The sequence below is a fragment of the Streptomyces sp. NBC_00846 genome, from assembly GCF_045207325.1.
GTDB lineage: Bacteria > Actinomycetota > Actinomycetes > Streptomycetales > Streptomycetaceae > Streptomyces.
The window spans coordinates 4,488,316-4,514,519 of the sequence record NZ_CP108846.1 but is presented as its reverse complement, the minus strand read 5'-3'; the positions used below and the strand labels follow the sequence as shown (position 1 = coordinate 4,514,519).

The following is a 26,204-nucleotide window of genomic DNA, read 5'->3' as shown; positions in this document are numbered from 1 at the left end:
GGGTGCTCAAGCGTGGGCATGCCTCTGGTGACGGGCAGGAGGCAGCTAACAGGCAGCGCAAAGGGTCAGTGTAGCCAAACGGCACACTGATGTCCAGTCGGGGTTCTCAGAGACCCTCGTAGCTCTCAACAGCTGTTCTCAACACCTATGACTAGCCGGTGCGCGCGGTGCGCTCTTCATTACTGCCCTCTTCGTCCACGATCCATGCCTCGGATTTGGACCGATGTGACGACGCGTCCTGAGAATTGCGCGCCTCGTGCCGTTCGTCAAGGCCCCCCTGCCGGGACAATGCCGCGGTTCCATCGCCCGGCCACTTCCTGCGCCGGACGACCGGCCCCGAGAGGCAACGGCGATGATCACCATACTCGTCGCCGCAGGAAGAGCAAGGCAGCCGTCGCGGGTACGACGAAGGGCGACCACCCGGATGGGTGATCGCCCTTCGTCGTTTGACGTCCGTGCCGTGCGGCGCGGGCAGTCAGGAGGAGTCAGCGGACTCCTTGAGTCACTTGACCTCGACGGAAGCGCCGGCGGCCTTGAGGGACTCGGCAGCCTTCTCGGCGGCCTCCTTGGCGACCTTCTCGAGGACCGGCTTCGGGGTGCCGTCGACGAGGTCCTTGGCCTCCTTCAGGCCCAGCGAGGTCAGCTCACGCACGACCTTGATGACCTGGATCTTCTTCTCGCCGGCGCCGGTGAGGATGACGTCGAACTCGTCCTGCTCCTCGACGGCCTCAGCGGCGGCACCGGGGGCACCCGGGGCGGCGACGGCGACCGCAGCGGCGGCGGTGACGTCGAACTTCTCCTCGAAGGCCTTCACGAACTCGGAGAGCTCGATGAGGGTCATCTCTTCGAACTGCGCGAGCAGGTCGTCCTGGGACAGCTTCGCCATGATGGCGTCCTTCCACTAATTCGGCAGGTGCCGGAGTTACATGTAGGCGGGCGTACGTTCGGCCCGCTGCGACCGTCGCCCGGTCAGGCGACGATCATTGCGCGAGCCGAATTACTCGGCACCGCCCTGCTCGGCCTGCTTGGCACGAAGCGCCTCCGCGGTGCGGACGAACTTCGACGGGAGCGCCTGGAAGACCTGAGCAGCCTGAGTCTGCTTGCCCTTCATGGCGCCCGCCAGCTTGGCGAGCAGAACCTCGCGGGACTCGAGGTCCGCGAGCTTCTTGATCTCATCCGCGGTCAGCGCCTTACCATCAAGGACACCGCCCTTGATGATGAGGTTGGGGTTTTCCTTGGCGAAGTCACGAAGACCCTTCGCCGACTCCACCGGGTCACCGGTGATGAAGGCAACCGCCGTCGGACCAGTGAACTGGTCGTCCAGCGAAGTGATCCCGGCCTCGTTGGCCGCAATCTTGGTCAGCGTGTTCTTCACCACGGCGTACTGGGCGTTCTCACCGAGCGAACGACGCAGCGTCTTGAGCTGCGCCACGGTGAGACCCCGGTACTCGGTCAGCACGGCGGCGTTCGAGCTGCGGAACTGGTCCGTCAGCTCGGCTACCGCGGCAGCCTTGTCGGGCCTTGCCATGAGCGTCGGCCTCCTTCCGGGTGATGAGGACCGCTCAGAAGGGGCCGGGAAAGACGAACGCCCCGGCGCAGGCGCCAGGGCGTAGCTCGACCGAACGAAGTCCGGGAGCTTTCCACAGTCACCTGCGCGGGTCGCCCGTACTCGACGGATCCTTCGGTTGCTGTTCCCTCTTGCGAGAGCCCAGCAACGACCAGCGGTCTTTGGCTTCTGTAGGAGAGTACGCGACCGATGTCGCGCCGGGCAAATCCGTCTCTGTTCGGGCGGTGCGGGAGGTTCGGGCCGTCCGACGACCGCGGAGCTGCGTCACCCCGGTCGCCGGACGGTCTCAGCCGGCTCCCCCGGCGGCACCCTGCTGCTGCTTCACGAGATCCGTGAAGTCGACCGTGTCATTGGCCGGGGGCGCCTCGACCGCGACCTTCGTGCCGTAGTCGCTGTAGTACACCGTCGAATTCAGCTCGCCGGTCTTCATCTGGCCGCGCTCGGTCTTCTTGACCAGCAGATCGTTCTCGTCGACCCAGATGTCGACCTGCTCCGTGGTGATCCCGGCGTCGTTCAGCTGCTTCTTCAGCTGGTCGAGCTGGTCGGCGTCGAGCCTGGAGTTCTTCGCGGTCAGCGCGGCGACGTCGACAGTGCCGGAGTAGTGCGTGGTGGACACGCCGCGTACGTCCTCCTGGCCGACCTTCTTCACGTCACCGGAGGCCAGCAGGGACTTCACACCCTGGTCGGGGGTGGTGTTCTGCATCTGCTGCTTCATCGCCTCGCCGGAGGCGCCGGCAAGCTTGGCGAGGTCGGCGTAGGCATAGTTGATCCAGTGCTTGCCGCCGGCCTGCCTGGCGAAGGCCTCGCCCATGTTGACGGCGTAGCCGTCCTTGAAATAGCGGGCCTGCATGGCGCCCGTGCCACCGTTCTGCTTCATGGCGTCCGCCATGGTGCCGCCGGTGTACGTGATCTCCATGGTGCCGGTGAGACCGTCGGTCCAGTCGACGGTGCCGGTCTGCTTCATGGACATGATGGCGCCCATCTGCGTGGTGCCCTCGACCTTCGCCGAGCTCTCCCCACCGGTCTTCTTCTGCACATCGAGCAACGCGGCTATCGGGTCGGCCTTCACCACGGCGCTGCCGCGGTTCTCCCCGCCCTTGTCGTCCGATCCGCCGCAGGCCGCGACCGACGTCAATGCCGCCGCCACCGCTACCGACAGACCCACGCGCCGCACGGTACTAGTCCTCATGTCCAATTCCACCCCTCGTTCGGCTCTCGGAGCCTCACGCTAACGCACAGCTCCGACACAGCCACCGGCTACATACGGATACGAAGACGGGCCCCGCACCTTGAAAGGTTGCGGGGCCCGTCAATGTCACACGTGACGCGGCTTGCTGCCGAGCGCTGGGGCTCAGACGGAGGCCGGGTCCTCCTCGACGAGGAGGTTACGGGTGCGGTTGGCGTCCAGCGGGATGCCGGGGCCCATCGTGGTGGCCAGGGTGGCCTTCTTGATGTAGCGGCCCTTGGCGGCGGACGGCTTCAGACGGAGGATCTCCTCCAGCGCCGCTGCGTAGTTCTCCACCAGCTTGGTGTCGTCGAACGAGACCTTGCCGATGATGAAGTGCAGGTTCGAGTGCTTGTCGACGCGGAACTCGATCTTGCCGCCCTTGATGTCGTTGACAGCCTTCACGACGTCGGGGGTGACGGTGCCGGTCTTCGGGTTCGGCATCAGACCACGCGGACCGAGCACCCGGCCGAGGCGGCCGACCTTGCCCATGAGGTCCGGGGTGGCGACGACGGCGTCGAAGTCCAGACGGCCCTTCGCCACCTCGTCGATGAGCTCGTCGGCGCCGACGATGTCGGCGCCCGCGGCTTCCGCGGCCGCAGCACGGTCACCGGTCGCGAAGACCAGGACCCGGGCGGTCTTGCCGGTGCCGTGCGGGAGGTTCACGGTGCCACGGACCATCTGGTCGGCCTTGCGAGGGTCGACACCCAGGCAGAACGCGACCTCGACGGTGCCGTCGAACTTGGTGGAGGCGGTCTCCTTGGCGAGACGGACGGCCTCGAGCGGGGCGTAGTTGCGCGCCCGGTCGACCTTGGCGTCCGCAGCGCGGAGGTTCTTGCTGCGCTTCACTTCTGCTCCTGTGGTTTCAGGGTGTGGAGTCGTGGTGCGGGCCAGCGCTTGGCCCTACCACTGAGGACGTGAGGGGCTGAATCAGCCTTCGACCGTGATGCCCATGGAACGGGCGGTGCCAGCGATAATCTTCGACGCGGCGTCGAGGTCGTTGGCGTTCAGGTCGGGGAGCTTCGTCGTGGCGATCTCACGGACCTGGGCAGCCGTCAGCTTGGCGACCTTGGTCTTGTGCGGCTCGCCGGAGCCCTTGTCCACGCCCGCGGCCTTGAGGATCAGCTTCGCGGCCGGCGGAGTCTTGGTGACGAAGGTGAAGGAGCGGTCCTCGTAGACCGTGATCTCCACCGGCACGACCATGCCACGCTGCGACTCGGTCGCGGCGTTGTAGGCCTTGCAGAACTCCATGATGTTGACGCCGTGCTGGCCGAGCGCGGGGCCGACCGGCGGGGCCGGGTTGGCCGCACCGGCGTTGATCTGGAGCTTGATAAGCCCCGTGACCTTCTTCTTCTTGGGAGGCATTGCTCTCTCCGGGTCCTAGTGAGAGTGTTTCGCCGCCGTCCGGTCATCCGGATGGAGGCATACCGCACAACGATAACGGGTATGGCTGCGCGACCAAAAACCGAGCAGGTCAGACCGGCCGTGGAGCCGGTCTGACCTGCTGGGTAGGCATGTGTCCAGAATCTGGCGGAAAGCCGCTAGTTCTTCTGGATCTGGTCGAAGCTGAGCTCGACCGGGGTCTCGCGGCCGAAGATCTCGACGAGACCCTTGACCTTCTTCGAGTCGGCGTTGATCTCGTTGATCGTCGCCTGCAGCGTCGCGAACGGGCCGTCGGTGACGGTGACCGAGTCGCCCACCTCGAAGTCGAGCACCTGCACCTCGACCTTGCGGGACGGAACCGGCTTGCCCTCGGCCTCGGCGGCCTCGCGGGCGGCCTTCTCCTCGGCCTCCGGGGCGAGCATCTTGACGATCTCGTCGAGCGTCAGCGGGTACGGGTCGTAGGCGTTACCCACGAAGCCGGTGACGCCGGGAGTGTTGCGGACGACGCCCCAGGACTCGTTCGTCAGATCCATGCGCACCAGGACGTAGCCCGGCAGCTTGTTCTGGCGGACGTTCTTGCGCTCGCCGTTCTTGATCTGGACGATCTCTTCCTCGGGCACTTCGGCCTGGTAGATGAAGTCCTCGACGTTGAGCGAGACGGCGCGCTGCTCCAGGTTGGCCTTCACACGCTTCTCGTAACCGGCGTACGTGTGGATGACGTACCACTCGCCGGGAAGGCCGCGCAGTTCCTCGCGCAGGGCCGTGACGGCGTCGACGGGGGCGGCCGGCTCGGCCTCCTCCGCGGCTTCCTCGTCGGCCTCGTCGTCGTTCTCGTCGCCCTCGGAACCGTCCTCGGCCTCGGCGGCCTCGTCGTCGTCCTCGGTGTGCAGGGCCGCCTGCTCGGCGGGCTCACCTGCGGCGGCGTCGGCAGCTTCCGCCTGGTCCGGCTCCTCGGCGTCCGCCGCCTCGACGATGTCGAGCTCGTCCTCGGCGGACTCGAAGGCGCCCGCCGTCGGCTCGACGGCGTCGTTCAGGTTCGGGTCAGACACGGTGGCTGCTTCTTCCTGGATACAAATGGGTGGAACATGCGAAAGGGGCGCCCATGAGGCGCCCTCCGCGGGATCAGCCGAAGACGTACTTCACGACCCGCTGGAACCCGAAGTCAATCACGGTCACCAGACCGATCATGACGACGACGAAGACAATCACCACGGTGGTGTACGTCGTCAGCTGATTACGAGTCGGCCAGACGACCTTGCGCAACTCGGCGACGATCTGGCGGTAGAACAGCGCGAGACGACCCAGAGGGCCCTTCTTTCCGCGCTTGCCGCCCTTCCGAGTCTTCTTCTTCGACTCAGGTACTTCATCCTCGGCATCAGGCATGTCGATGGAGCCCACGGCGTCCGTCACGCTACTCACCTGATTCCGGGTCATGGCCGTGCCGCGCCCGTGGAGCCGCACGGCGGTGCATTGAAGTACGTACATGCGCACACTTCCTGGCGAGGGAGTGTGTAGCAGGGCCGGAGGGACTTGAACCCCCAACCGCTGGTTTTGGAGACCAGTGCTCTACCAATTGAGCTACGACCCTTTGTGGTTTCCACCAACCTACCGCATCTTCCCGGATACTCCGGGTGCGAGAACGATGTGGCTGGTGAAGGCCAACGACAGGTGAGTGTACGTGTTCAGCGGCCCGGCGTCGAACAGATAGTTCCCGACAACTCCTGGTCGCTTGTTGTCCGCATGCTGTCCGAGTCCTGTCCGGTCCCTGAAACCCCTGTGCCGACAGGGATCGCGGTCTGGGACCATGGGGGTCATGAGCGCTGCAACTTCTCCGTCCGAGCGCCGGGTCTCCGCCCGCATCGGTGCAATCTCCGAGTCCGCCACCCTCGCCGTCGACGCCAAGGCCAAGGCTCTCAAGGCCGCCGGCCGTCCGGTGATCGGCTTCGGTGCCGGTGAGCCCGACTTCCCGACCCCCGGTTACATCGTCGAGGCCGCGGTCGAGGCCTGCCGCAACCCGAAGTACCACCGCTACACCCCGGCGGGAGGCCTTCCGGAGCTCAAGGCCGCCATTGCGGAGAAGACGCTGCGCGACTCCGGCTACGAGGTCGACACCTCCCAGATCCTGGTGACCAACGGTGGCAAGCAGGCCATCTACGAGGCGTTCGCCGCGATCCTCGACCCGGGCGACGAGGTCATCGTCCCGGCTCCGTACTGGACCACGTACCCCGAGTCGATCCGTCTCGCCGGCGGTGTCCCGGTGGAGGTCGTGGCCGACGAGACCACCGGCTACCGGGTCTCCGTCGAGCAGCTGGAGGCCGCGCGCACCGAGCGCACGAAGGTCGTCCTGTTCGTCTCCCCGTCGAACCCGACCGGTGCGGTGTACAGCGAAGCCGACGCCAAGGCGATCGGCGAGTGGGCCGTCGAGCACGGCCTGTGGGTGCTCACCGACGAGATCTACGAGCACCTGGTCTACGGCGACGCGAAGTTCACCTCGCTGCCCGCGCTCGTTCCCGCCCTGCGCGACAAGTGCGTCGTGGTCAACGGCGTCGCCAAGACGTACGCGATGACCGGCTGGCGCGTGGGCTGGCTCATCGGCCCGAAGGACGTGGTCAAGGCCGGGACCAACCTGCAGTCGCACGCCACGTCCAACGTCTCCAACGTCGCCCAGGTCGCCGCGCTGGCCGCCGTCTCCGGGAACCTGGACGCGGTCGCCGAGATGCGGACCGCCTTCGACCGGCGTCGGCAGACGATCGTCCGGATGCTCAACGAGATCGACGGCGTGCTGTGCCCGGAGCCCGAGGGCGCGTTCTACGCGTACCCCTCGGTCAAGGAACTGCTCGGCAAGGAGATCCGCGGCAAGCGCCCGGCCACCTCGGTCGACCTGGCGGCGCTGATCCTGGACGAGGCCGAGGTCGCGGTCGTACCGGGCGAGGCCTTCGGCACGCCGGGCTACCTGCGGCTCTCGTACGCCCTGGGCGACGACGATCTCGTCGAGGGCGTCTCGCGGCTCCAGAAGCTGCTGGGCGAGGCCAAGGCCTGAGCACGTCCTGAATTCAGTGGGCGACCCCCGGCTCCGGCCGGGGGTCGCTTTCTTGTTCGAGGGTCAACCCGATGGGGAAAGCGGCTACCGCTGAACCCCGGGTGTGCGGCAGGATCTCCCAATGGAGCGTGATGTACGACTGTTGCCCAAGGCCCACCTGCACCTGCATTTCACCGGGTCGATGCGGCCCACGACCCTGCTCGAACTCGCCGACAAGTACGGCGTGCACCTGCCGGAGGCCCTGACCGGTGGCGAGCCGCCCCGACTGCGGGCAACGGACGAGCGCGGATGGTTCCGCTTCCAGCGGCTCTACGACATCGCCCGGTCCTGTCTGAGGGCCCCCGAGGACATCCGGCGGCTCGTGCGCGAGACGGCCCAGGAGGACGTCGCGGACGGCTCCGGCTGGCTGGAGATCCAGGTCGACCCCACCTCGTACGCCCCACTCCTCGGCGGGCTGATCCCGGCGATCGAGATCATCCTGGACGCGGTGGACAGCGCCTCGCGCGAGACCGGTCTGCCGATCCGGGTGGTGATCGCGGCGAACCGGATAAAGCACCCGCTGGACGCCCGGACCCTGGCCCGGCTCGCGGTGCGGTACGCGGACCGGGGAGTCGTCGGATTCGGCCTCTCCAACGACGAGCGGCGTGGGATGGCCCGGGATTTCGACCGGGCCTTCGCCATCGCCCGCGACGGCGGTCTGCTGGCCGCCCCGCACGGTGGCGAGCTGGCCGGCCCCGCGAGCGTGCGGGACTGTCTGGACGATCTCGACGCGTCCCGGATCGGGCACGGCGTACGGGCCGCCGAGGACCCCCGTCTGTTGCGCAGACTGGCGGAGCGGGGGGTGACCTGCGAGGTGTGCCCGGCGTCGAACGTGGCGCTGGGCGTCTACGAGAAGCCCGCCGACGTGCCCCTGCGCACTCTGTTCGACGCCGGGGTGCCGATGGCGCTGGGCGCGGACGATCCGCTGCTCTTCGGCTCCCGGCTGGCCGCGCAGTACGACCTCGTACGGCGCCACCACGCGTTCACGGACGAGGAGCTCGCGGAACTGGCCCGGCAGTCGGTGCGGGGCTCCGCGGCTCCGGCCGCGGTTCGGGCCGAGCTCCTGACGGGCATCGACGACTGGCTGTCGAAGCCGGCGGGCTGAGGCCGACCGCCGAGGGGTGCGGCCTACGCCACGAGCCCCCGCGTCAGCGCCCCGGCCACGGACGCGGCGAACGCGTCGAGGGACTGCGGCGGTCCCCCGCCCTCCGTGGCCTCGTAGGCGAAGGCCCGCTGCGCACAGGCACCCAGGAGCAGCGAGGCGGCCGCGTAGGTGTCCGCGTCGGCCCGCACCCGGCCGGCGGCCTGTTCGGAGCGCAGATACGCGTCGAGGCCGCGGATGGGCATGTGAGGGCCGGTGCCAAGCTCCCTCATGGCGTCGTTGTGGCGTTCTCTGAGCCTGGGCTCGGCGTACAGCGAGGCGGCGATCGGGAAGCTCTGCTCGTAGAAGAGGGCGGCCTGACGGGCGATCTCGGTGAGGTTCTGCTCGACGGTCCGCTCCCCCGCCCCCGGTGACACGATGAGTTGCTTCAGCAGCGGGTTGAGCTTGGGCAGCCGTTCCTTGAGTACGGCCACGAACAGCTCCTCCTTGCTCGGGAAGTGCTTGTAGAGCGCGGCTTCCGAGCAGCCGGCGGCTCGGGCGATCTCCTTGGTGGTGGCGCGGGCCAGGCCGATGGTGAGCATCAGCTGGTGGGCGGCGTCGACTATGCGGACGCGGGCCGGCTTCTGCTCCATGTGCACTCCAATGAAGCTTGACGAGGTGGTGAGTATCCACTCACCGTAGGGGTGAGTGAATACTTACCCACCCCGGGAGGGTGCGCAATGAGGATCACAGTGTTCGGTGCGACGGGCGGTGTCGGCCAGGAGATCGTCCGGCAGGCGGTGGCGGCGGGCCATGAGGTGACGGCGGTGGTCCGTGATCCTGCGCGGCTGCCCGTCCCGCTCTCCGATGTACAGGTCCACGCCGCGGCCCGCATCGACGATCCGGAGGCGCTGCGCGAGGCGGTCGCGGGCCGGGACGCGGTGCTCTCCGGGCTCGGCTCGCGCGGCCGGAAGGCCGACGGTGTCGCCGAGCGGCTGACCCGGTCGGTGCTGCAGGCGATGGAGGCCGAGGGGACGCGGCGGCTGCTCGTGGTCAGCGCGGCCCCGGTCGGCCCCCGGCCGGCCGACGACCCGCTGATGGACCGGGTGCTCCGCAAGGTGGTCGGCGCGATCCTCAAGGAGGTCTACGCGGACCTGACGCGGATGGAGGCCGCGCTGGCCCGGAGCGCGACGGACTGGACGTCCGTACGGCCTCCGAAGCTCACCAACGGGCCGCTGACGGGGAAGTACCGGACGGCCTACGGCAGCAGCCCCCGCGGAGGCCGGACCATCTCACGGGCCGATGTGGCACACGCGATGCTGGCACTGATCGACGATCCGGCCGCGGTGAAGCAGGGCGTGGGCGTGGCGTACTGAGCCGCGCGCCTGCTACAGGCTCACGCCGACCGTCACGGGTTCGTTGACGAGCGTGACGCCGAATGCCTCGTACACCCCGTCGACGACCTCACGGGCGAGCGCGAGGAGATCCTCGGTGGTCGCGCCGCCGCGGTTGGTGAGCGCGAGGGTGTGTTTGGTGGAGATGCGGGCCGGCCCCGTGCCGTAGCCCTTGGTGAAACCGGCCTTGTCGATGAGCCAGGCCGCGGAGGTCTTGGTGCGTCCCCCGTCCGCGGGGAAGGCGGGGGGCGTCACCTCGGGGCCGAGCCGGTTCCTGGCGCGGGCGAGGAACGCCTCGTACTCCGCCTCCTCCAGGATCGGATTGGTGAAGAAGGAGCCGGCCGACCAGGAGTCGTGGTCCTCGGGGTCCAGCACCATGCCCTTGCCGGCGCGGAGCCTGAGCACCGTTTCGCGGGCGGCCGCGGCGGGCACGCGCTCGCCCTGCTCGACACCCATGGCGCGGGCTGTTTCGGGGTACTTCAGGGGGGCGGACAGACCGCCCGCCTCTTCCAGCTCGAAGCGGACACGCAGCACCACGAAGCGGTCGGGTTCGGCCTTGAAGCGACTGTGCCGGTACGAGAACGCGCACGCGGCGTTCGGGACGGTGACCGTTTCGCGGGTGTACCGGTCGTAGGCGACGACCTCCGTGATGGTGGAGGAGACCTCCTGGCCGTAGGCACCGACGTTCTGGATCGGCGTCGCACCGGCGGATCCCGGGATTCCGGCCAGGCATTCGATGCCCGCGAGACCGGCGTCGACGGTGCGGGCGACGGCGTCCGTCCAGACTTCTCCGGCGGCCAGTTCCAGCGCCGTACCGTCCAGCGTGAAGCCCTTGGTCGCGATACGCAGGGCGGTGCCGTCGAAGCCCTTGTCGCCGATGACGAGGTTGCTGCCGCCGCCGATGACGAGGAGCGGGGTGCCGCTCTCGTCGGCCTCGCGCACGGCTTCGATCACCTCGGCGTCGGTCGTCGCCGTGAGGAGGCGGGCGGCGGGGCCGCCGAGCCGGAAGGTGGTCAGGGGGGCGAGGGGCGCGTCGTGGAGTTCCTGCACGGGGACAAGAGTACGGTCCGCGCTCCCGCCGTTCGGGCGGGACCACGGACCGTACGCGCGGGGCCGCGGCTCAGGCGGCGACGGGCATGCACTCCTCAGCCGTCCCGTCCGCCGTCTCCGGCGCCGGGGCCGAGGCGTGGCGGCCGCCCGGGATGAGCAGGGCGACGAGGGCGGCCAGCGCCACCACGCCGGCGCCTGTCCACACCGCCGGAACGGTCCCGTCCGTGAAGGACCGCACGGATTCGTACCCGCCCTGCGAGGAGAAGACCGTGGCGAGCACGGCGACCCCGAGGGCTCCGCCGACCTCGCGCAGGGCGTTGTTGGCGCCGGAGGCGATGCCCTGCTCGGCGGGGCGGACGCTGGACATCACGAGGCTGGCGGCGGGTGCGAAGTACATGGCCATGCCGACGCCGCCGACGATCAGACCGGGCAGCTGCGAGACGTACGAGGCGTCGGGGCCGATGACCAGCGCGAAGAGGGCGAGGCCGGCTGCCTGGAGGGCGAGCCCGGCCACGACCACCGGGCGGCCACCGAAGCGGTCGGAGAGCATCCCCGCGACCGGCGCGACCAGCATCGGCATTCCGGTCCAGGGCAGCATCCGCAGGCCGGCCTCGGTGGGCGAGTAGCCCAGCACGCCCTGGAGGTACTGGCTGAGCAGGAAGATCGACCCGAACATCCCGAGGAACATCAGCAGGCCGGCCATGTTGATCCCGAAGAACGCCCGGCTGCGGAAGAGCCGCATGGGCAGCATCGGGTTCTTCGCGTGGAAGCCGTGGTGGATGAACCCGCCGACGAGCGCGGCACCGGCGACCAGGGCGGTGAGGACGGTGGGGCTGGTCCAGCCGTCGGAGTTGGCGTTGACCAGGCCGTAGACGATGCCGAAGAGCCCGCCGCTGACCAGGAGTGTGCCGGGGATGTCGAGCCGGGAGTCCGGCGCGTGGGACTCCGCCAGACGCAGTCGCGCCAGGGGGAGCAGCGCCAGACCGATCGGGACGTTCAGCCAGAAGATCCACTGCCAGGAGAGGTGCTCGGTGAGGCTGCCGCCGATCAGGGGGCCACTGGCCACGGCCAGCCCGGTGACGGCGCTGAAGATGCCGAGCGCGGTACCGCGACGGGCGGGTGGCACGGCGGCCGTGAGCAGGGTGAGCGTCAGCGGCATCATGATCGCCGCGCCCACGCCCTGGACGGCCCGGAAGGCGATCAGCTCGTTGATCCCGGGCGAGAGGGCGGCCGCGGCGGAGGCCCCGGTGAAGACGGTGAGCCCGGTGAGGAAGAGCCTGCGGCGGCCGAACCGGTCGCCGAGGGCGGCCCCGAGCATCAGCAGCATCGCGAAGGTGAGGGTGTAGGCGTTCACCGTCCATTCGAGCTCCGCCAGTTCGCCGCCGAAGCTCTTACGGATGGAGGGCAGTGCGGTGGTGACGACGAGGTTGTCGAGGGCCGCCATGAATCCGGCGACGCTGGTGATGACGAGGGCCCAGACCGCTCCTGGGCGGCCTGTCGTGCGCTGGTTCACTGCTCCCCCTGGGGGTTAGTTATCAATGACTAACTTCTCTGGGCAGAAAACCGGGCGGAACCCGGGTCGCACTGTTCAGGCGATCGGCCTGGCCTCGTCGTAGACCCCCGACCAGACCCGGTGCCCGGCCGGGAAGCCGAACGAGGCCAACGTATTGATGAGCATGCCGAACGCCCAGAACGTCGTCGTTTCCTTGACGTCGGCGCCCAGGGCGAGATGGGTCTCGTCCCACATCTTCAGCCAGGCGGCACGCGCCGCGTCACCGAATTCGTGATCCCCGGACGCGTCGGCACTCGCGACGGCCGCATAGGTCTGCATCTGCATCTGGAGCTTGGCGGGGTCGTCGACGATGAGCCGCTGGTACGCGGCAGCCATCGCCCTCACCGCCTCTTCGCCCTCAAGCCCCTCGGCAGCGTCGGCGAAGACCTTGCGGGTGTCCGCGAGGCACCGCTCGACGGCCGCGAGGAACATGGCCTGCTTGTTGGGGAAGAGGCGGAAGAGGTACGGCTGCGAGACGCCGACGCGCTTGGCGATCGCCTCGGTGGAGGTGCCGCTGTACCCGCCGCGGGCGAACTCGGTGATCGCCGCACGAATGACGCTCTCTCGCCGCTCTTCCGCACTCATCCTTGCCATGCGAATAAGTTAGTGCTCAATCACTAACTTGGTCAACCGGTCCGCTGGCACGGATGTTCACAAGCACGGATGAGGGGCACGGCCCCGTGGACCGTGCCCCTCACTCCTCCCGCGCGGCGGCCTCAGCCGAGCCGCACCACGGCGCGGGACATGCCCAGCACCTTCTTGCCGTTGTTCATGGCCGTCAGGTCCACCCGCACCTGCTTGTCGTCCAGCAGGGCGGCCACCTTGGCGCTGACCTCGATCAGGGCGCCCGTGTCGTCGTTCGGCACGACGACCGGCTTGGTGAACCGCACTCCGTACTCGACGACCGCACCGGGGTCGCCGACCCAGTCCGTGACCACCCGGATCGCCTCGGCCATGGTGAACATGCCGTGCGCGATCACGTCCGGCAGTCCGACCTCGCGGGCGAACTTCTCGTTCCAGTGGATCGGGTTGAAGTCACCGGAAGCGCCCGCGTACTGCACCAGCGCCGCCCGGGTCACCGGGAAGGACTGCGCCGGCAGCTCCGTACCGACCTCGACCGACTCGTACGCCACCTTCGCCGTCATCACGCCTCCTCGGCGGCGCGCGCCACCAGCTTCGTCCACGCGGTCACGACATGCTCGCCGGACTCGTCGTGGACCTCTCCGCGGATGTCCAGGACGTCATTGCCCGCCAGGGACTTGATGCCCTCGATCGTCGACGTGACCGTCAGCCGGTCCCCCGCCCGCACGGGACGCACATAGGCGAACTTCTGGTCACCGTGCACCACGCGGCTGTAGTCCAGGCCCAGCTGCGGGTCCTGCACCACCTGCCCGGCGGCCTTGAAGGTGATCGAGAAGACGAACGTCGGCGGCGCGATCACATCGCTGTGGCCGAGTGCCTTGGCCGCCTCGGGGTCGACGTACACCGGATTGGTGTCGCCCACCGCCTCGGCGAACTCGCGGATCTTCTCCCGGCCGACCTCGTACGGCGGGGTGGGCGGATAGGACCGCCCCACGAAGGACTGGTCGAGCGCCATGAGCTCGCTACCTCCTGGTGAAAGATGAAAAGGCCGAAGAACAGCCCCATACAACGACACGAGGCCGCCCCCAGTGGGGACGGCCTCGTGTACGAGCCTGTTTCAGCGGGTTTCGCGGTGCGCAGTGTGCGAGTTGCAGCGCGGGCAGTGCTTCTTCATCTCAAGACGGTCCGGGTTGTTACGCCGGTTCTTCTTGGTGATGTAGTTCCGCTCCTTGCACTCCACGCAGGCCAGCGTGATCTTCGGGCGGACGTCGGTGGCAGCCACGTGAGTGCTCCTTGGACGGACGGATGGACGGATGAACGCAAAAAAGAGTAGCCGATCGAAGGACCGACCCCACAATCGGCTACCGTAAGTAGCGGTGACCGGACTTGAACCGGTGACACAGCGATTATGAGCCGCTTGCTCTACCGACTGAGCTACACCGCTTTGATGACGAGTCCCCCCGCCGAAGCGGGGTTTCCCGATCACCAGAGCCCCAATGCGGAATCGAACCGCAGACCTTCTCCTTACCATGGAGACGCTCTACCGACTGAGCTATTGGGGCGAGCGATGAAGACATTACACGGTCCGTCGCCGATCGCCCAAATCCGTTTCGAAGCCCCATCCGACGCCCCTGATCGACGCCCCGCCGATCCCTTGATCAGCGGCCTTCCACCCGCCCGTCAGCCGTGCTCCGGCCCGCCCATCAGCGGCCTTCCGGTCCACTGGCGGCAGCATGGTCAGCGCCTCGGCCGCCGCATGAGCCACTGCGCCCCCGCCGTACACCCGTGCCCCGGATGCCTCTCAGGGCCACACCGGTACGACTATTTCGCTCCTCCTCGAACCGGGCCGAACACGCCCCTAGGCTCGTCTCACTCTGCGTGATCTCGTACCCCTTCCCAGGAGCGCGATGCCCGACAGCCAGCCGCGGCAGCCGGACGACCATGCCGCCGACGCGGCCGATGCGACCAGCAGCCACGACCCCGCCGCCACCGCCGGGACCGGCGCCCTGGTGCTCTGCGGCGCCCGTCTCACGGACGGCCGCATCGTGGACGTACGGCTCGGCGGCGGCCGCATCGAGGCCGTCGGCACCGCGGGCAGCCTGACCACTCCCGGCCCACGGGTGGACCTGCGCGGTTATCTGCTGCTCCCCGCCCCGGCCGAACCCCACACCCACAGCGACACCGCGCTGACCGCCGACGGTGCGGGCCCCGACACCACCCCGGGGCCCGTGTCGCACCGGCCCGAGGACATCCAGCGCCGCGCCACCGAGGCCGCTCTGCTGCAGCTCGGCCACGGCGCCACCGCACTGCGCGCGCACGTGCGGATCGGTTCCGTCCAGGGCCTCGCCTCCCTCGAAGCCGTGTTGCAGGCACGCGGTTCGCTGCGCGGACTCGTCGAACTGACCCCGGTCGCCGTACCCGGTCTACTCACCGGCGTGGCGGGCGCCGACAACCTGGCCATGCTCCGTGACGCGGTGAAGATGGGGGCCGGCGCGGTCGGTGGTTGTCCCGACCTCGACCCGGACCCGGCGGGGTACGCGGAGGCCGTCCTGGAGATCGCCGCCGAACAGGGCTGTCCCGTCGATCTGCACACGGACGGCGCCGATCCGGCCCGCCTCGGCCGGCTGGCCGCCATGGCCGGCGGGCTGCGGTCCGGCGTCTCCGTCGGCCCGTGCGCGGGCCTCTCCCGGCTTCCCGCCCAGGCCGCGGCCCGGGCCGCGGACCAGCTCGCGGCGGCCGGGGTGACGGTCATCTGCCTCCCCCAGGGCGGCTGTTGCGAGACGGAAGGCCGGGGCACCGCCCCCGTACGGCTGCTGCGGGCGGCCGGTGTGCGGATCGCGGCGGGCAGCGGGGCACTGCGGGACATCGCGAACCCGGTGGGGCGCGGGGATCCGCTGGAGGCCGCCTACCTGCTGGCCTCGCAGAGCGCGATGCGTGCCGCCGAGGCGTACGAGGCGGTGTCCTCGGTCGCGCGGAAGGCGATGGGACTGCCCGGGATCCGGGTCGAGGCGGGCTTCCCGGCCGAGCTGCTCGCCGTACGCGGGGAGCAGCTCTCGGGCGTGCTGTCGCTCGCCTACAGCCGGATCGTGGTGCATCGCGGCCGGGTGGTGGCACGGACGAGCGCGGTGCGCGAGTACTGCGACTCGGAGACCGTCTGGACCCTCGGGCTGCCCCATCAGGGGCGGCCGGATTCCGGGCCCTGCGGCGGGCCTTGAGCGCGGCGGCCCGCCGCGGCGTACGGTCGTCATCATGCGCATTGTCATCGCAGGTGGACATGGTCAGGTCGCGCTGCGGCTGGAGCGGTTGCTCGCCGCGCGCGGGTACGAGGCCGTGGGGGTCATCCGGAATCCGGAACAGAGCGAGGACCTCCGGGCGGCGGGCGCCGAGCCGGTCGTCCTGGATCTCGAATCGGCCTCCGTGGAGGAGGTGGCGGAGGTGCTGCGCGGCGCCGACGCGGTGGTCTTCGCGGCCGGTGCGGGCCCGGACAGCGGCTCGGCACGCAAGGAGACGGTGGATCGCGGCGCGGCGGTGCTGCTCGCCGACGCGGCCGAACGGGCGGGGGTACGGCGCTATGTCATGGTGTCGTCGATGGGCGCCGGCCCCGATCACCGGGGCGACGACACCTTCGACGCGTACCTCCGGGCGAAGGGCGCCGCGGACGCGTACGTGCGCTCCCGGACCGCACTCGACTGGACGATCCTGCGCCCCGGAATGCTGACGAACGACGCGGGTACGGGGACGGTCCTCCTGGCCGCCTCCACGGGCCGCGGACCGGTGCCCCGTGACGATGTGGCGGCGGCGCTGCTGGAGCTGCTGGAGACCCCGGCGACGGCGGGGCTGACGCTGGAGCTCATCTCGGGGAACGTGCCGGTGTCGGTCGCGGTGAAGGACGTGGCGGGGAACTGAGCCGTTCCCGGTGGTGCGGTCCCCGGTGGTCATGGCAGGGGCCGCTCCTGGTCAGCCGCGCGGTGCCGGGCGGACCGTGATGCCGTGGCGTTCCAGCAGGGCGGCGGTGACGCCGTCGCCCTGCTGGAGCTCGCCCGTGAACGTACCGTCATAGACGGTGCCACGCCCGCACGAAGGGCTGCGCGGCATCAGCAGTGCCTGCGTGCACCCGGCCCGGCGCGCAGCGTCCAGCGCCCGTCTGGCGCCGTCCACGAACTCCTCCGTCACGTCGTGACCGGTGTCGTCGACGACGCGGGCGCGGCCGTCCAGTACGTCGTGGCCGTCGCCGCCGACGATCTCGGCGGGGCGACGTGGGGTGGGCAGTCCGGCGGCCACCTCGGGGCAGAAGGCGACGGGGCGGCGGTCCCCGACGGCCTCGGCCACTGCGGCGGAGGCCTTGCCGCGGCCGTCGAAGCGGCAGGGCACACCGTGCAGACAGGCGCTGACCAGCACAGGTTCCATGTTCACGACCCTCGCAGCCGAAGCCGCGGCACACGTCGCGGCAGAAACAAAGAAGGCCCCTGTCCTAGGACAGGGGCCTTGCCATGTGGCGGCGCCAGGGTTCGAACCTGGGTAGGCTGAGCCGGCAGATTTACAGTCTGCTCCCTTTGGCCACTCGGGCACACCGCCAGGGATTGTTGTTGTGAGAACCGCTTTTCCGCGGTGCTCCGTGGCAACGACGTAAACGATACCCGATGCCCGGGGGTGCTACGCCACTGGATTGATCAGCGGCCCGATCCGGCGTGGGTGGCTAGGCTTTGACCGGCGGCGCGGCGCCGACAGGCCCGCGATCGCCCGTATGCACCCCGTTTCCCAGCACCCCGATACAAGGAGCCACACGTCATGGCCGACTCCAGTTTCGACATCGTCTCGAAGGTCGAGCGGCAGGAGGTCGACAACGCCCTCAACCAGGCCGCCAAGGAAATCTCGCAGCGTTACGACTTCAAGGGCACCGGCGCCTCGATCTCCTGGTCCGGCGAGAAGATCCTGATGGAGGCGAACGGCGAGGAGCGGGTCAAGGCGATCCTCGACATCTTCCAGTCCAAGCTGATCAAGCGCGGCATCTCCCTGAAGTCACTGGACGCGGGCGAGCCGCAGCTGTCCGGCAAGGAGTACAAGATCTTCGCCACGATCGAGGAAGGCATCTCCCAGGAGAACGCCAAGAAGGTGGCGAAGATCATTCGTGATGAGGGCCCGAAGGGCGTCAAGGCGCAGGTCCAGGGCGATGAGCTGCGGGTCAGCTCGAAGAGCCGGGACGACCTGCAGGCCGTGCAGGCGCTGCTGAAGGGCCAGGACTTCGACTTCGCCGTGCAGTTCGTGAACTACCGGTAGGTTCCCGGCGGGTCCTGCGCCTTCCGGTCGCGCTCCTTGCGAGTGCGGGGCGGGAGGCGCAAGGCCCGGATGTGATGTCCGAATACCGCCGGTCGCGGCGGCGCGGGGGACGCAGACTTGTCCGTGCCGGACGACGATCCCGTCGACTTCCGGCAGGTAGGGCAAGGAGACGGTCATGACCATGTACGCAACGGTCGACAGCCCGCTGGGCGAACTGCTGCTGGCCGGTGAGGCAGCCTCCGGTGCGGCCGGCGGGGTCGCGCTCGCCTCGCTCTCGCTGCCCGGCCAGAAGGGCGCCGCGGTCGTCCAGGACGACTGGACCCACGCGCCGGAGGCCTTCACAGGCATCGCTGCACAGCTGCGGGAGTACTTCGCGGGGCGGCTGACCCGTTTCGACATCGTGTACGCGGACGGCCGGGGCACCGACTTCCAGCGCCGGGTCTGGGCGGCTCTGGACACCGTCCCGTACGGGGAGACCGTCTCGTACGGGCAGATCGCCGAACGGATCGGTGCGCCCGGGGCCGGTGTGCGGGCCGTGGGGACGGCGATCGGGCGCAATCCACTGCTGGTCGTGCGGCCGTGCCACCGGGTGATCGGCGCGGACGGGGCCCTGCGGGGTTACGCGGGCGGCCTGGAGCGCAAGGAACAGCTTCTGGGGCTGGAAGGCGCCCTGGCGGTGCGCTGACATGTCCGGGCTCTTTCCGAGGCCGCGGGCCGTCGTCGCGCCGGGGGCCGTGCACGTGCCCGAGTGGCTGCCGCCGGAGCGCCAACGGGAGTTGGTGGCCGCCTGCCGGGAGTGGGCGCGGGGGCCCGTGCCGCTACGGCACACGGTGCTGCCGGGCGGTGGGGTGATGTCGGTGCAGACGGTCTGCCTGGGGTGGCACTGGCAGCCGTACCGGTACTCGCGTACGGCCGACGATGTGAACGGTGCCCGGGTCGCCGATTTCCCCGGCTGGCTGGCCGAGTTGGGGCGTAAGGCGCTGGCCGACGCGTACGGGGACGAGAGGGCGGTCCGGACGTATGCGCCGGACACCGCCCTCATCAACTTCTACGACGACACGGCGCGGATGGGCATGCACCAGGACAAGGAGGAGCGGTCCGGTGCTCCGGTGGTGTCGCTCAGCATCGGCGACACCTGCGTCTTCCGCTTCGGGAACACGGAGCACCGCGGAAAGCCGTACACAGATGTGGAGTTGGCCTCCGGCGACCTGTTCGTCTTCGGTGGACTTTCGCGCTTCGCGTTCCACGGTGTGCCGAAGATCTGCCCGGGGACGGCGGATCCGGCGACGGGCATGAGTCGTGGCCGGCTCAATCTGACCCTGCGCGAGACCGGGCTGGATGCGCCGGGCGCTGACGGTCGTCAGCGGCGTTCGCGGGAGTTTCCGAAGAGGAGGCGGTAGGCGATCAGCAGGACCAGCGAACCGCCGATGGCCGAGATCCAAGTGGCCGTGTCGTAGAAGTCGTTGGAGATGGGGCGGTCGAGGAAGCGCGACGATATCCAGCCGCCGAGGAAGGCGCCGACGATCCCGATGAGGGTGGTGCCGACCAGGCCGCCCGGGTCGCGGCCCGGGAGCAGGACCTTGGCGATGGCGCCGGCAAGCAGTCCGAGAATGATCCAGCCAATAATGCTCATGCGTGCGAACCTACCCGTCACTCGTTCCTGGAATCCAAGACGTTCCTGCCGGTCGGGCGGTTGCGTGGTCCGCGATCCGGGGTTCGCGGTGACGGGCGGACGTCCCCGCTCGCCCATGGGTCATACGCGGGCGCTGAAATCCGGCCAGGGCGCCATCTCGGCCCCTTCGTCCTCGGAGTCCTCGCAGTACCACGCGGTGCCGTCCAGCCAGCTGCGGAGCCACTGGGCGAGGTCGGGCCGGTCCACGTACCAGGCGTGCTCCGGCTCGTCGGCGTTCGGCTCGAAGAGCAGCACCGTGGTGTGTTCACTGCGGCAGTCCACGCAGGAGTACATCCCGCACCCCAGGCTGCATATCGGCAGTACGCCCTCCGGCCACGGCCACCCGCCCTCGTCGGTCGCGGCCCTGCGGTGCGCGAGGTACTGCGCGACGGCGGACTCCTCCCCGTCCGGGCCGCGGTCGCCGAGCAGCGGCATCAGGCCGTACTCCGGTCCGAAGCCGCCGTTGGCGATCCGGGTGTACAGCGCGGCGAGCAGCGGCGGCAGGGTGAAGCCGAGGGCCGCTTCGGCCCGCTCGACGGCCTCGGCGGGCAGCGGGGCGGGGAGGGGGTGCTCGTCCCGGCGCGGGGCGGTGTGTGCGGTCTTCACCACGGCTGCCAGCAACTGCTCGGTGTCGTTCATGGGTTCATGGTGAAGGACGGCACTGACAATCGCCGTCGGCGTGTGAATCGGGGCCACGATCGCCCCTCCCGCTTCACTCCGGTTCCGGCTCCAGGCGCGTGGGCCTGATACTGGGCACTGAGCAGGGCCGACGGACGAGCGAGACGGAGCGCAGAGATCATGAAGCCTCTTCAGTTGATCCTCAACATCCTGTGGGTGGTGTTCTGCGGCTTCTGGATGGCCCTCGGCTACGCGGTCGCGGCGCTCATCTGCTTCATCCTCATTGTGACCATCCCCTTCGGCATTGCCTCTCTGAGGATCGCGGGCTTCATCCTGTGGCCTTTCGGCCGGACCACCGTGGAACGGCCCGACGCGGGCGCACCCTCGTGCGTGGGCAACGTGATCTGGCTCGTCTTCGCCGGCTGGTGGCTCGCGCTGGGGCACCTGCTCACGAGCATCCCGCTGTTCGTGTCGATCATCGGCATCCCCTTCGGCTGGGCGAACCTGAAGATGATCCCCATCTCCCTCATGCCGCTGGGGCGAGAGGTGGTCCCGACCGACGAGGCGTTCGGAGCCCGGTGACGGCGCAGTTCTCGCGCCTGCGGGGGACAGGGTCTCTCTCGTTCGGATCATGAGGGGCTCGCGGGGCCCGGCACCGGTTGCGCCGCAGCCGTCCACTTCACCGACTTCGGGGACCTCACCGGCGTCACGTCGATCCTGGCCCGGGTTGCGAGCCCGGTCGTCGCTATCGGCTCCGGGGCCGGCCCGTGGATGACGCGGAGCAAGGAAGCCCCGTAGGCCCTTGTGCTGCGGGCTCCCGGCTGGAGCAGCGGCTCACGGCGGTCCGTCGCGGAGGCGACTGTCCTGCGCACGGCTCCCGGGCCGTCCCCTCAGGGGCGATGCCCTGCCATCTGCTCCAGTCGGGCGATGCGCTCCGCCATCGGCGGGTGTGTCGAGAACATCCTGGACATGCCCTGGCCGGGGCGGAAGGGATTCGCGATCATCATGTGGCTCGCGGTCTCGATCCTCGGCTCGGGGGGCAGCGGGAGCTGTTTCGTTCCCGCGTCCAGCTTCCGCAGGGCGCTGGCGAGGGCCAGCGGGTCGCCGGTCAGCTGGGCGCCCGAGGCGTCCGCCTGGTACTCGCGGGAGCGGCTGACGGCCAGTTGGATGACGGAGGCGGCCAGCGGGCCGAGGATCATGATCAGCAGCATGCCCAGGATGCCCGGGCCCTCGTCGTCGTTGGACCGGCCCACCGGAATCAGCCAGGCGAAGTTGACCAGGAACATGACGACGGAGGCGAGCGCTCCGGCGACGGACGAGATCAGGATGTCGCGGTTGTACACATGGCTCAGCTCGTGGCCGAGGACGCCGCGCAGCTCCCGCTCGTCCAGGATCTGCAGGATGCCTTCTGTGCAGCAGACCGCGGCGTTGCGCGGATTGCGGCCCGTCGCGAAGGCGTTGGGGGCCTGCGTCGGGGAGATGTAGAGCCGGGGCATCGGCTGGCGGACGGCCGTCGAGAGCTCGCGGACCATGCGGTAGAGCTGAGGCGCCTCGAATTCGCTGACGGGGCGGGCGCGCATGGCCCTGAGCGCCAGCTTGTCGCTGTTCCAGTACGCGTAGGCGTTGGTGCCGACGGCTACGAGGAGCGCGACGATCAGGCCCGTACGTCCGAAGAAGCTTCCGATGACGATGATGAGTGCGGACAGGCCCCCGAGGAGTACGGCGGTTCTCAGCCCGTTGTGCCGGCGGTGCACGGTACGCCCTCCAAGTGGTGCGGCAGGGGAACCCTTTGCTTGGTGGTCTCCACTTCCTCAGTGGAGCCTCCCGTACAGGTCAACGCCAGGCGAGGAGAGCTAGTTCCCTTGTGCCCGCGGCCGCGGGACCGGGCCTGTCCGGCGCTTCGGCCCGGCGTCGGGCTCTGGACCGAACGGGTCAGGGCCTGTCCGGCCGTGAGGGGCCGGACAGGCCCTGAGAGGCCGTGCCCATGTCGATCCGTTGTCGATCCGTGCCGGACGGCTCAGCGCTGGGCGGGGAGACCTGCGAGTGCGAGGGCCTTTGGGTCCGGCTGGATCTCGCTGGTGCAGTGGGCACAGCGGGAGGCGATGGCCGGGATCTCGGTGTAACAGCGGGGGCAGTCGCGCAGGGCGGCCTTGATGTCGACCTGCTCCTCCGCCTTGGAGAAACGGTTCTGGACCTTCGTCATGGGGACGACGACGCCGAAGTAGAGCACCGCCGCGGTGATCAGGAAGGCGATGGCGGCGGCAAGGAACTTCCCGTACGGGAAGATGGCGCCGTCGACCGAGAACTCCGCCGAGCTGAAGTCGCCGACGGAGCCGGTGGCGAGGCCGATCAGCGGGGTGATGAAGGCGGTACTGAATCCGGTGACGACTGCGGTGAACGCCGCTCCGACGGCCAGCCCGATGGCCATGGAGACGACGTTTCCGCGCAGGATGAAGTCCTTGAACCCGTTCAGCACTGCTCTTGCTCCTCTGGGACCTGGGTGCGTGTGTGGGGATGTGCGGCCATGACCTTGCCCCGTGGGGACCGTTCCGGGCAAACCGATCTTGGGTACGTCAGAAGAGATTGACGGCGGCGAATCTGAGGACCGTCTGCGGAGCACCGGAGAGGACGACGCCGGCGACGGCGGTGAGAGCGATCGCGAGGGTGACGGGCGTCGGGGCACGGTGCCTGGCGGGAGCGGGTACGGCCGTGTCCGCGGGTGCGGCCTCCTCCGCCGGGGCCTGGGTCTCTTCGGGGGCGCGGAAAAGCGCCGCGGTCCACTGAAGGTAGTAGTAGAGCGCGATCACGACGTTGACGGCCATGACGACCGCGAGCCAGCCGAGTCCCGCGTCGACGGCCGCGGAGAAGACCGTGACCTTGGCGAAGAGGCCGACGATGCCGGGTGGCAGGCCGGCCAGGCAGAGCAGGAAGAAGGCCATCGCGAGGGCGGCGAGGGGGCGGGTGGCGTACAGGCCGCGGTAGTCGGAGATCCGGTTCCCGGGGTTCGTACGGGCGACGAGGGCGGCGACCGCGAAGGCGCCGAGGTTCACGACGGCGTACATGAGGGCGTACGCGACCGTCGAGCCGATGCGCTCGTCGCTGGAGTACGCGGCGGCGGCGATCGGCACCAGGAGGTAGCCGGCCTGGGCGACGGACGACCAGGCGAGCAGGCGTACGGCGCTGCGGACGCGGGTGGCGCTCTGGCGCAGGGCGGCGACGTTGCCGATGGTCATGGTGAGCGCGGCGAGGACGGCGAGGGCCGGGCCCCAGACGTCCGCGTACGCCGGGAACGCGATCACGGTGACGAGGATGAGGCCGGAGAAGCCGACCGCTTTGCCGACGACCGAGAGGTAGGCGGCGACCGGCAGGGGGGCGCCCACATAGGTGTCCGGCACCCAGAAGTGGAAGGGCGCGGCGGCCGTCTTGAACGCGAAGCCGACCAGGGTGAGGACGACGCCCGCCTGGGCGAGCGTGTCGAGCTGTCCCGGTACGTCGTCGAGCCGGGCGGCGATCTCCGTGAGGTGAAGGGTGCCGGTGGTCGCGTACACGAAGCTGACGCCGAGCAGCATGACGGCGGTGGCGACGACGGAGGAGAGGAAGAATTTCAGCGCGGCTTCGGAGGACCGCCGGTCGCCGCGCTTGATGCCGACGAGGGCGAAGGCCGGCAGCGAGGCGACTTCGAGGGCGACGACGAGAGTGACGAGGTCGCGGGCGGCGGGCAGGAGCGCGGCGCCCGACGCGGAGGACAGCAGCAGGAACCAGAACTCGCCCGCGGGAAGTCTGCGGATGTCGCCGAGGGAGAGCAGGGCGGTCAGCAGTGCGCCGCCGAGTACGAGTGCCTGGATGACGAGGGCGAAGTGATCGGCGGTGTAGCTGCAGGCACTGGGGGCCCCGGTGCCGGTGGTTGCCGCGGTGAGGCAGAAGGTGGAGTGGCCGCCGTCGCGCAGGGGGACGAGGAGGGCGAGTGCGGCGACGAGGCCGGCCATGGTGACCCAGCCCAGGAGCTGTTTGCGCTCCGCGGGGAGGAAGAGGTCGGCGACCAGGACGATCAGAGCGACGGCCGCGACGACGACCGGGGGCGCGATCGCGAGCCAGTCGACGGACTGGACGAGGCTGGTGGTGCTGTCGGCCGCTGCGGTGACGACACCCGGGGTGACGACGGCTGTGGTCACGACTTGCCTCCTGCGAGGAGCTTCTGCACGGCCGGGTCGGTGAGGCCGAGGAGGACGGCGGGCCACAGGCCGGCGAGGACGGTGAGGGCGACGAGCGGGGTCCAGGCGGCGAATTCGTACGTCTGGACGTCGGCGAGCTGCTGCGGCTCTGCCCGCTTCTCACCCATGCAGACGCGGCGTACGACGATCAGCATGTACGCGGCGGTGAGCAGGGTACCGAACGCGGCGATCGACATGAAGGTGAGGAAGGCGGGGCGGCTGAGTCCGTCGGCGGGGTCGAAGGAGCCGAACAGGGCGAGCATCTCGCCCCAGAATCCGGCGAGCCCGGGCAGGCCGAGGGAGGCGACGGCGGCGAAGGCGAGGAGGCCGCCGAGCCGGGGTGCCCGGCCGTAGAGCGCGGCCCCGGTGGCGCCGGAGAGGGTGTCGAGGTCGGCGGTGCCGTACCGGTCCTTGACCGCGCCGACCAGGAAGAACAGCAGGCCGGTGATGAGGCCGTGGGCGATGTTGGCGAAGAGCGCGCCGTTGACTCCGGTGGGGGTCATGCTCGCGATGCCGAGGAGTACGAAGCCCATGTGTCCGACGGAGGAGTACGCGATCAGGCGCTTGAGGTCGCCCTTGGAGCCGGGGCGGGCCAGCGCCAGGCAGGCAAGCGATCCGTAGACGATGCCGACGACCGCGAAGGCGGCGAGGTAGGGCGCGAAGGTGTGCATCCCGTCGGGAGTGATGGGCAGCAGGATCCGGACGAACCCGTACGTACCCATCTTCAGCAGGACGCCCGCGAGCAGGACCGAGCCGACGGTCGGGGCGGCGGTGTGGGCGTCCGGGAGCCAGCTGTGCAGCGGCCACATCGGGGTCTTCACGGCGAGCCCGATGCCGATCGCCAGAACCGCGATGACCTGCACGGACGAGGTGAGCCCACGGCCGTTGTCAGTGGCGAGTGCCACCATGTCGAAGGTGCCGCTCTTCAGTCCGATGAGGAGCAGGCCCAGCAGCATGATCACCGAGCCGAGCAGTGTGTAGAGGATGAACTTCCAGGCGGCGGCCTGCTTCTGCGCACCGCCCCAGCGGGCGATGAGGAAGTACATCGGGATGAGCACCATCTCGAACGCCAGGAAGAACAGCAGCAGATCGAGGACGGCGAAGGTCGCGAGGGTGCCGGACTCCAGGACGAGGACGAGTGCGACGAAGGCCTTCGGGGAGGGGCCGGCAGGCATTTTGAAGTAGCTGTACAGCGCGCAGAGGAAGGTCAGCAGCGCGGTCAGTACGAGAAGGGGGAGCGAGATGCCGTCGATGCCGAGATGGATGCGGACGTCGAGCGCCGGGATCCAGCTGATGTCGGTGGTGGCCTGCATCTTCGACGGGTGGTCGTGGTCGAAGCCGGCGGCCAGCACGATCGCGGCGATGAGGACCGCTCCGGTGACGGTCACGCCGTGGCGGAGCACGGCCTGGTCGGGGCTGGTTCCCTTCAGCCCGGGCGGGGCCGGCAGGAGAGCGGCCACGGCGCCGATGAGCGGGACGACCACGATGAACGCGAGAAGGAACTGCATCACGG

Annotated in this window: 30 protein-coding genes and 4 tRNA genes; 9 read left to right on the top strand and 25 right to left on the bottom strand. The window is 69.4% G+C overall.

The window, feature by feature from the left end:
* Positions 1–502: 502 nt before the first annotated feature.
* The 8 genes from rplL to OG936_RS20875 all read right to left on the bottom strand — a co-directional run bounded on the left by rplL (position 503) and on the right by OG936_RS20875 (position 5,763).
* Positions 503–886, bottom strand: a complete 384-nt coding sequence (rplL, locus tag OG936_RS20910; RefSeq protein ID WP_093897231.1) for a 50S ribosomal protein L7/L12 — start codon at positions 884–886, stop codon at positions 503–505.
* 111 nt (positions 887–997) lie between these two features.
* The gene (gene rplJ / locus OG936_RS20905; RefSeq protein ID WP_266415516.1) at positions 998–1,528 is read right to left on the bottom strand and encodes a 50S ribosomal protein L10; all 531 of its coding nucleotides are present in this window, start codon (positions 1,526–1,528) and stop codon (positions 998–1,000) included.
* Between the two features lie 325 nt (positions 1,529–1,853).
* The gene (locus OG936_RS20900; RefSeq protein ID WP_406496597.1) at positions 1,854–2,756 is read right to left on the bottom strand and encodes a hypothetical protein; all 903 of its coding nucleotides are present in this window, start codon (positions 2,754–2,756) and stop codon (positions 1,854–1,856) included.
* A gap of 162 nt (positions 2,757–2,918) precedes the next feature.
* Positions 2,919–3,641, bottom strand: coding sequence for a 50S ribosomal protein L1 (gene rplA / locus OG936_RS20895; RefSeq protein WP_327258882.1), 723 nt, complete (start codon positions 3,639–3,641; stop codon positions 2,919–2,921).
* Positions 3,642–3,722: 81 nt separating this feature from the next.
* Positions 3,723–4,157: a 50S ribosomal protein L11 gene (gene rplK / locus OG936_RS20890; protein ID WP_003967000.1), complete on the bottom strand. Its 435-nt coding sequence runs from the start codon at positions 4,155–4,157 to the stop codon at positions 3,723–3,725.
* Between the two features lie 176 nt (positions 4,158–4,333).
* Positions 4,334–5,224 carry a transcription termination/antitermination protein NusG gene (nusG, locus tag OG936_RS20885; protein WP_406496594.1) on the bottom strand — a complete coding sequence of 297 codons (891 nt, stop codon included), beginning with the start codon at positions 5,222–5,224 and terminating at the stop codon, positions 4,334–4,336.
* Between the two features lie 73 nt (positions 5,225–5,297).
* Positions 5,298–5,585 carry a preprotein translocase subunit SecE gene (secE, locus tag OG936_RS20880; RefSeq protein ID WP_266747946.1) on the bottom strand — a complete coding sequence of 96 codons (288 nt, stop codon included), beginning with the start codon at positions 5,583–5,585 and terminating at the stop codon, positions 5,298–5,300.
* A gap of 105 nt (positions 5,586–5,690) precedes the next feature.
* A tRNA-Trp gene (locus tag OG936_RS20875) sits at positions 5,691–5,763 on the bottom strand.
* A gap of 225 nt (positions 5,764–5,988) precedes the next feature.
* Between OG936_RS20875 and OG936_RS20870 the strand changes: the two genes are divergently transcribed.
* Entirely contained in the window at positions 5,989–7,215 is a 1,227-nt protein-coding gene (locus OG936_RS20870) for a pyridoxal phosphate-dependent aminotransferase (protein ID WP_406496592.1), read from the top strand.
* Positions 7,216–7,336: 121 nt separating this feature from the next.
* The gene (locus OG936_RS20865; protein WP_383758804.1) at positions 7,337–8,359 is read left to right on the top strand and encodes an adenosine deaminase; all 1,023 of its coding nucleotides are present in this window, start codon (positions 7,337–7,339) and stop codon (positions 8,357–8,359) included.
* A gap of 23 nt (positions 8,360–8,382) precedes the next feature.
* Here OG936_RS20865 and OG936_RS20860 read toward each other — a convergent pair whose 3' ends face one another.
* Complete coding sequence (locus OG936_RS20860) at positions 8,383–8,988, bottom strand: TetR/AcrR family transcriptional regulator (protein WP_406496590.1); 606 nt, start codon at positions 8,986–8,988, stop codon at positions 8,383–8,385.
* An 87-nt stretch (positions 8,989–9,075) separates the two neighbouring features.
* Between OG936_RS20860 and OG936_RS20855 the strand changes: the two genes are divergently transcribed.
* Complete coding sequence (locus OG936_RS20855) at positions 9,076–9,711, top strand: NAD(P)-dependent oxidoreductase (protein WP_266747943.1); 636 nt, start codon at positions 9,076–9,078, stop codon at positions 9,709–9,711.
* Positions 9,712–9,723: 12 nt separating this feature from the next.
* Here OG936_RS20855 and OG936_RS20850 read toward each other — a convergent pair whose 3' ends face one another.
* The 8 genes from OG936_RS20850 to OG936_RS20815 all read right to left on the bottom strand — a co-directional run bounded on the left by OG936_RS20850 (position 9,724) and on the right by OG936_RS20815 (position 14,475).
* Positions 9,724–10,779 (bottom strand): UDP-N-acetylmuramate dehydrogenase, encoded by a 1,056-nt coding sequence (locus OG936_RS20850; protein WP_406496588.1) that lies wholly within the window; start codon positions 10,777–10,779, stop codon positions 9,724–9,726.
* A gap of 70 nt (positions 10,780–10,849) precedes the next feature.
* Complete coding sequence (locus OG936_RS20845) at positions 10,850–12,292, bottom strand: MFS transporter (protein WP_406496586.1); 1,443 nt, start codon at positions 12,290–12,292, stop codon at positions 10,850–10,852.
* Between the two features lie 75 nt (positions 12,293–12,367).
* On the bottom strand, positions 12,368–12,916 hold the full coding sequence (locus OG936_RS20840) for a TetR/AcrR family transcriptional regulator (protein ID WP_406500530.1): 549 nt from the start codon (positions 12,914–12,916) through the stop codon (positions 12,368–12,370).
* Positions 12,917–13,047: 131 nt separating this feature from the next.
* A complete protein-coding gene (locus OG936_RS20835) occupies positions 13,048–13,476 on the bottom strand; it encodes a MaoC family dehydratase (protein ID WP_406496585.1) in 429 nt (142 codons plus the stop codon).
* The gene (locus tag OG936_RS20830; RefSeq protein WP_266747939.1) at positions 13,476–13,928 is read right to left on the bottom strand and encodes a MaoC family dehydratase N-terminal domain-containing protein; all 453 of its coding nucleotides are present in this window, start codon (positions 13,926–13,928) and stop codon (positions 13,476–13,478) included. The genes OG936_RS20835 and OG936_RS20830 overlap by 1 nt, the downstream gene beginning before the upstream one ends.
* Positions 13,929–14,030: 102 nt before the next feature.
* Positions 14,031–14,195 (bottom strand): 50S ribosomal protein L33, encoded by a 165-nt coding sequence (gene rpmG / locus OG936_RS20825; RefSeq protein ID WP_003956487.1) that lies wholly within the window; start codon positions 14,193–14,195, stop codon positions 14,031–14,033.
* An 89-nt stretch (positions 14,196–14,284) separates the two neighbouring features.
* A tRNA-Met gene (locus OG936_RS20820) sits at positions 14,285–14,357 on the bottom strand.
* A gap of 45 nt (positions 14,358–14,402) precedes the next feature.
* A tRNA-Thr gene (locus tag OG936_RS20815) sits at positions 14,403–14,475 on the bottom strand.
* 345 nt (positions 14,476–14,820) lie between these two features.
* On the opposite strand from OG936_RS20815, the gene OG936_RS20810 reads away from it, so the two are divergent.
* Positions 14,821–16,128, top strand: coding sequence for an amidohydrolase family protein (locus OG936_RS20810; RefSeq protein ID WP_406496583.1), 1,308 nt, complete (start codon positions 14,821–14,823; stop codon positions 16,126–16,128).
* A 34-nt stretch (positions 16,129–16,162) separates the two neighbouring features.
* A complete protein-coding gene (locus OG936_RS20805) occupies positions 16,163–16,819 on the top strand; it encodes an SDR family oxidoreductase (RefSeq protein WP_383758797.1) in 657 nt (218 codons plus the stop codon).
* 51 nt (positions 16,820–16,870) lie between these two features.
* Here OG936_RS20805 and OG936_RS20800 read toward each other — a convergent pair whose 3' ends face one another.
* Positions 16,871–17,320: a DUF523 domain-containing protein gene (locus OG936_RS20800; RefSeq protein ID WP_406496581.1), complete on the bottom strand. Its 450-nt coding sequence runs from the start codon at positions 17,318–17,320 to the stop codon at positions 16,871–16,873.
* Positions 17,321–17,406: 86 nt separating this feature from the next.
* A tRNA-Tyr gene (locus tag OG936_RS20795) sits at positions 17,407–17,488 on the bottom strand.
* Between the two features lie 213 nt (positions 17,489–17,701).
* Here OG936_RS20795 and OG936_RS20790 point away from each other — a divergent pair.
* From OG936_RS20790 to OG936_RS20780, 3 genes are all read left to right on the top strand, one after another.
* On the top strand, positions 17,702–18,190 hold the full coding sequence (locus tag OG936_RS20790; protein WP_030926258.1) for a YajQ family cyclic di-GMP-binding protein: 489 nt from the start codon (positions 17,702–17,704) through the stop codon (positions 18,188–18,190).
* A gap of 175 nt (positions 18,191–18,365) precedes the next feature.
* Positions 18,366–18,875 (top strand): methylated-DNA--[protein]-cysteine S-methyltransferase, encoded by a 510-nt coding sequence (locus OG936_RS20785; protein WP_406496579.1) that lies wholly within the window; start codon positions 18,366–18,368, stop codon positions 18,873–18,875.
* 1 nt (position 18,876) lies between these two features.
* Positions 18,877–19,590, top strand: a complete 714-nt coding sequence (locus tag OG936_RS20780) for an alpha-ketoglutarate-dependent dioxygenase AlkB family protein (RefSeq protein WP_406496577.1) — start codon at positions 18,877–18,879, stop codon at positions 19,588–19,590.
* Here OG936_RS20780 and OG936_RS20775 read toward each other — a convergent pair.
* Both OG936_RS20775 and OG936_RS20770 read right to left on the bottom strand, forming a co-directional pair.
* Positions 19,551–19,823 carry a GlsB/YeaQ/YmgE family stress response membrane protein gene (locus tag OG936_RS20775; RefSeq protein WP_266747933.1) on the bottom strand — a complete coding sequence of 91 codons (273 nt, stop codon included), beginning with the start codon at positions 19,821–19,823 and terminating at the stop codon, positions 19,551–19,553. The genes OG936_RS20780 and OG936_RS20775 overlap by 40 nt on opposite strands.
* 120 nt (positions 19,824–19,943) lie before the next feature.
* Positions 19,944–20,501, bottom strand: coding sequence for an SMI1/KNR4 family protein (locus OG936_RS20770; protein ID WP_406496576.1), 558 nt, complete (start codon positions 20,499–20,501; stop codon positions 19,944–19,946).
* A gap of 159 nt (positions 20,502–20,660) precedes the next feature.
* On the opposite strand from OG936_RS20770, the gene OG936_RS20765 reads away from it, so the two are divergent.
* Positions 20,661–21,062: a YccF domain-containing protein gene (locus tag OG936_RS20765; protein WP_383758791.1), complete on the top strand. Its 402-nt coding sequence runs from the start codon at positions 20,661–20,663 to the stop codon at positions 21,060–21,062.
* Positions 21,063–21,370: 308 nt separating this feature from the next.
* On the opposite strand, the gene htpX is transcribed toward OG936_RS20765, so the two are convergent.
* The 4 genes from htpX to OG936_RS20745 all read right to left on the bottom strand — a co-directional run bounded on the left by htpX (position 21,371) and on the right by OG936_RS20745 (position 26,199).
* Positions 21,371–22,234, bottom strand: coding sequence for a zinc metalloprotease HtpX (gene htpX, locus OG936_RS20760; RefSeq protein WP_406496573.1), 864 nt, complete (start codon positions 22,232–22,234; stop codon positions 21,371–21,373).
* A 263-nt stretch (positions 22,235–22,497) separates the two neighbouring features.
* Complete coding sequence (gene mscL, locus OG936_RS20755) at positions 22,498–22,956, bottom strand: large conductance mechanosensitive channel protein MscL (protein WP_383758789.1); 459 nt, start codon at positions 22,954–22,956, stop codon at positions 22,498–22,500.
* A 97-nt stretch (positions 22,957–23,053) separates the two neighbouring features.
* Positions 23,054–24,652, bottom strand: coding sequence for an NADH-quinone oxidoreductase subunit N (locus tag OG936_RS20750; protein ID WP_406496572.1), 1,599 nt, complete (start codon positions 24,650–24,652; stop codon positions 23,054–23,056).
* Positions 24,649–26,199: a NuoM family protein gene (locus tag OG936_RS20745; RefSeq protein ID WP_406500528.1), complete on the bottom strand. Its 1,551-nt coding sequence runs from the start codon at positions 26,197–26,199 to the stop codon at positions 24,649–24,651. Before OG936_RS20745 ends, OG936_RS20750 begins: the two co-directional genes overlap by 4 nt.
* Positions 26,200–26,204 lie beyond the last annotated feature (5 nt).

Coding starts and splice junctions, on each gene's coding strand:
- OG936_RS20865 (WP_383758804.1), top strand. CDS start 7,337: ATGGAGCGTGATGTACGACTGTTGCCCAAGGCCCACCTGCACCTGCAT.
- OG936_RS20805 (WP_383758797.1), top strand. CDS start 16,163: ATGCGCATTGTCATCGCAGGTGGACATGGTCAGGTCGCGCTGCGGCTG.
- rplL (WP_093897231.1), bottom strand. CDS start 886: ATGGCGAAGCTGTCCCAGGACGACCTGCTCGCGCAGTTCGAAGAGATG.
- rplK (WP_003967000.1), bottom strand. CDS start 4,157: ATGCCTCCCAAGAAGAAGAAGGTCACGGGGCTTATCAAGCTCCAGATC.
- OG936_RS20870 (WP_406496592.1), top strand. CDS start 5,989: ATGAGCGCTGCAACTTCTCCGTCCGAGCGCCGGGTCTCCGCCCGCATC.
- OG936_RS20840 (WP_406500530.1), bottom strand. CDS start 12,916: ATGAGTGCGGAAGAGCGGCGAGAGAGCGTCATTCGTGCGGCGATCACC.
- OG936_RS20770 (WP_406496576.1), bottom strand. CDS start 20,501: ATGAACGACACCGAGCAGTTGCTGGCAGCCGTGGTGAAGACCGCACAC.
- OG936_RS20765 (WP_383758791.1), top strand. CDS start 20,661: ATGAAGCCTCTTCAGTTGATCCTCAACATCCTGTGGGTGGTGTTCTGC.
- OG936_RS20790 (WP_030926258.1), top strand. CDS start 17,702: ATGGCCGACTCCAGTTTCGACATCGTCTCGAAGGTCGAGCGGCAGGAG.
- OG936_RS20785 (WP_406496579.1), top strand. CDS start 18,366: ATGACCATGTACGCAACGGTCGACAGCCCGCTGGGCGAACTGCTGCTG.
- OG936_RS20810 (WP_406496583.1), top strand. CDS start 14,821: ATGCCCGACAGCCAGCCGCGGCAGCCGGACGACCATGCCGCCGACGCG.
- OG936_RS20830 (WP_266747939.1), bottom strand. CDS start 13,928: ATGGCGCTCGACCAGTCCTTCGTGGGGCGGTCCTATCCGCCCACCCCG.
- OG936_RS20860 (WP_406496590.1), bottom strand. CDS start 8,988: ATGGAGCAGAAGCCGGCCCGCGTCCGCATAGTCGACGCCGCCCACCAG.
- OG936_RS20835 (WP_406496585.1), bottom strand. CDS start 13,476: ATGACGGCGAAGGTGGCGTACGAGTCGGTCGAGGTCGGTACGGAGCTG.
- OG936_RS20780 (WP_406496577.1), top strand. CDS start 18,877: ATGTCCGGGCTCTTTCCGAGGCCGCGGGCCGTCGTCGCGCCGGGGGCC.
- OG936_RS20745 (WP_406500528.1), bottom strand. CDS start 26,199: ATGCAGTTCCTTCTCGCGTTCATCGTGGTCGTCCCGCTCATCGGCGCC.
- OG936_RS20800 (WP_406496581.1), bottom strand. CDS start 17,320: ATGGAACCTGTGCTGGTCAGCGCCTGTCTGCACGGTGTGCCCTGCCGC.
- rplJ (WP_266415516.1), bottom strand. CDS start 1,528: ATGGCAAGGCCCGACAAGGCTGCCGCGGTAGCCGAGCTGACGGACCAG.
- OG936_RS20900 (WP_406496597.1), bottom strand. CDS start 2,756: ATGAGGACTAGTACCGTGCGGCGCGTGGGTCTGTCGGTAGCGGTGGCG.
- OG936_RS20855 (WP_266747943.1), top strand. CDS start 9,076: ATGAGGATCACAGTGTTCGGTGCGACGGGCGGTGTCGGCCAGGAGATC.
- OG936_RS20775 (WP_266747933.1), bottom strand. CDS start 19,823: ATGAGCATTATTGGCTGGATCATTCTCGGACTGCTTGCCGGCGCCATC.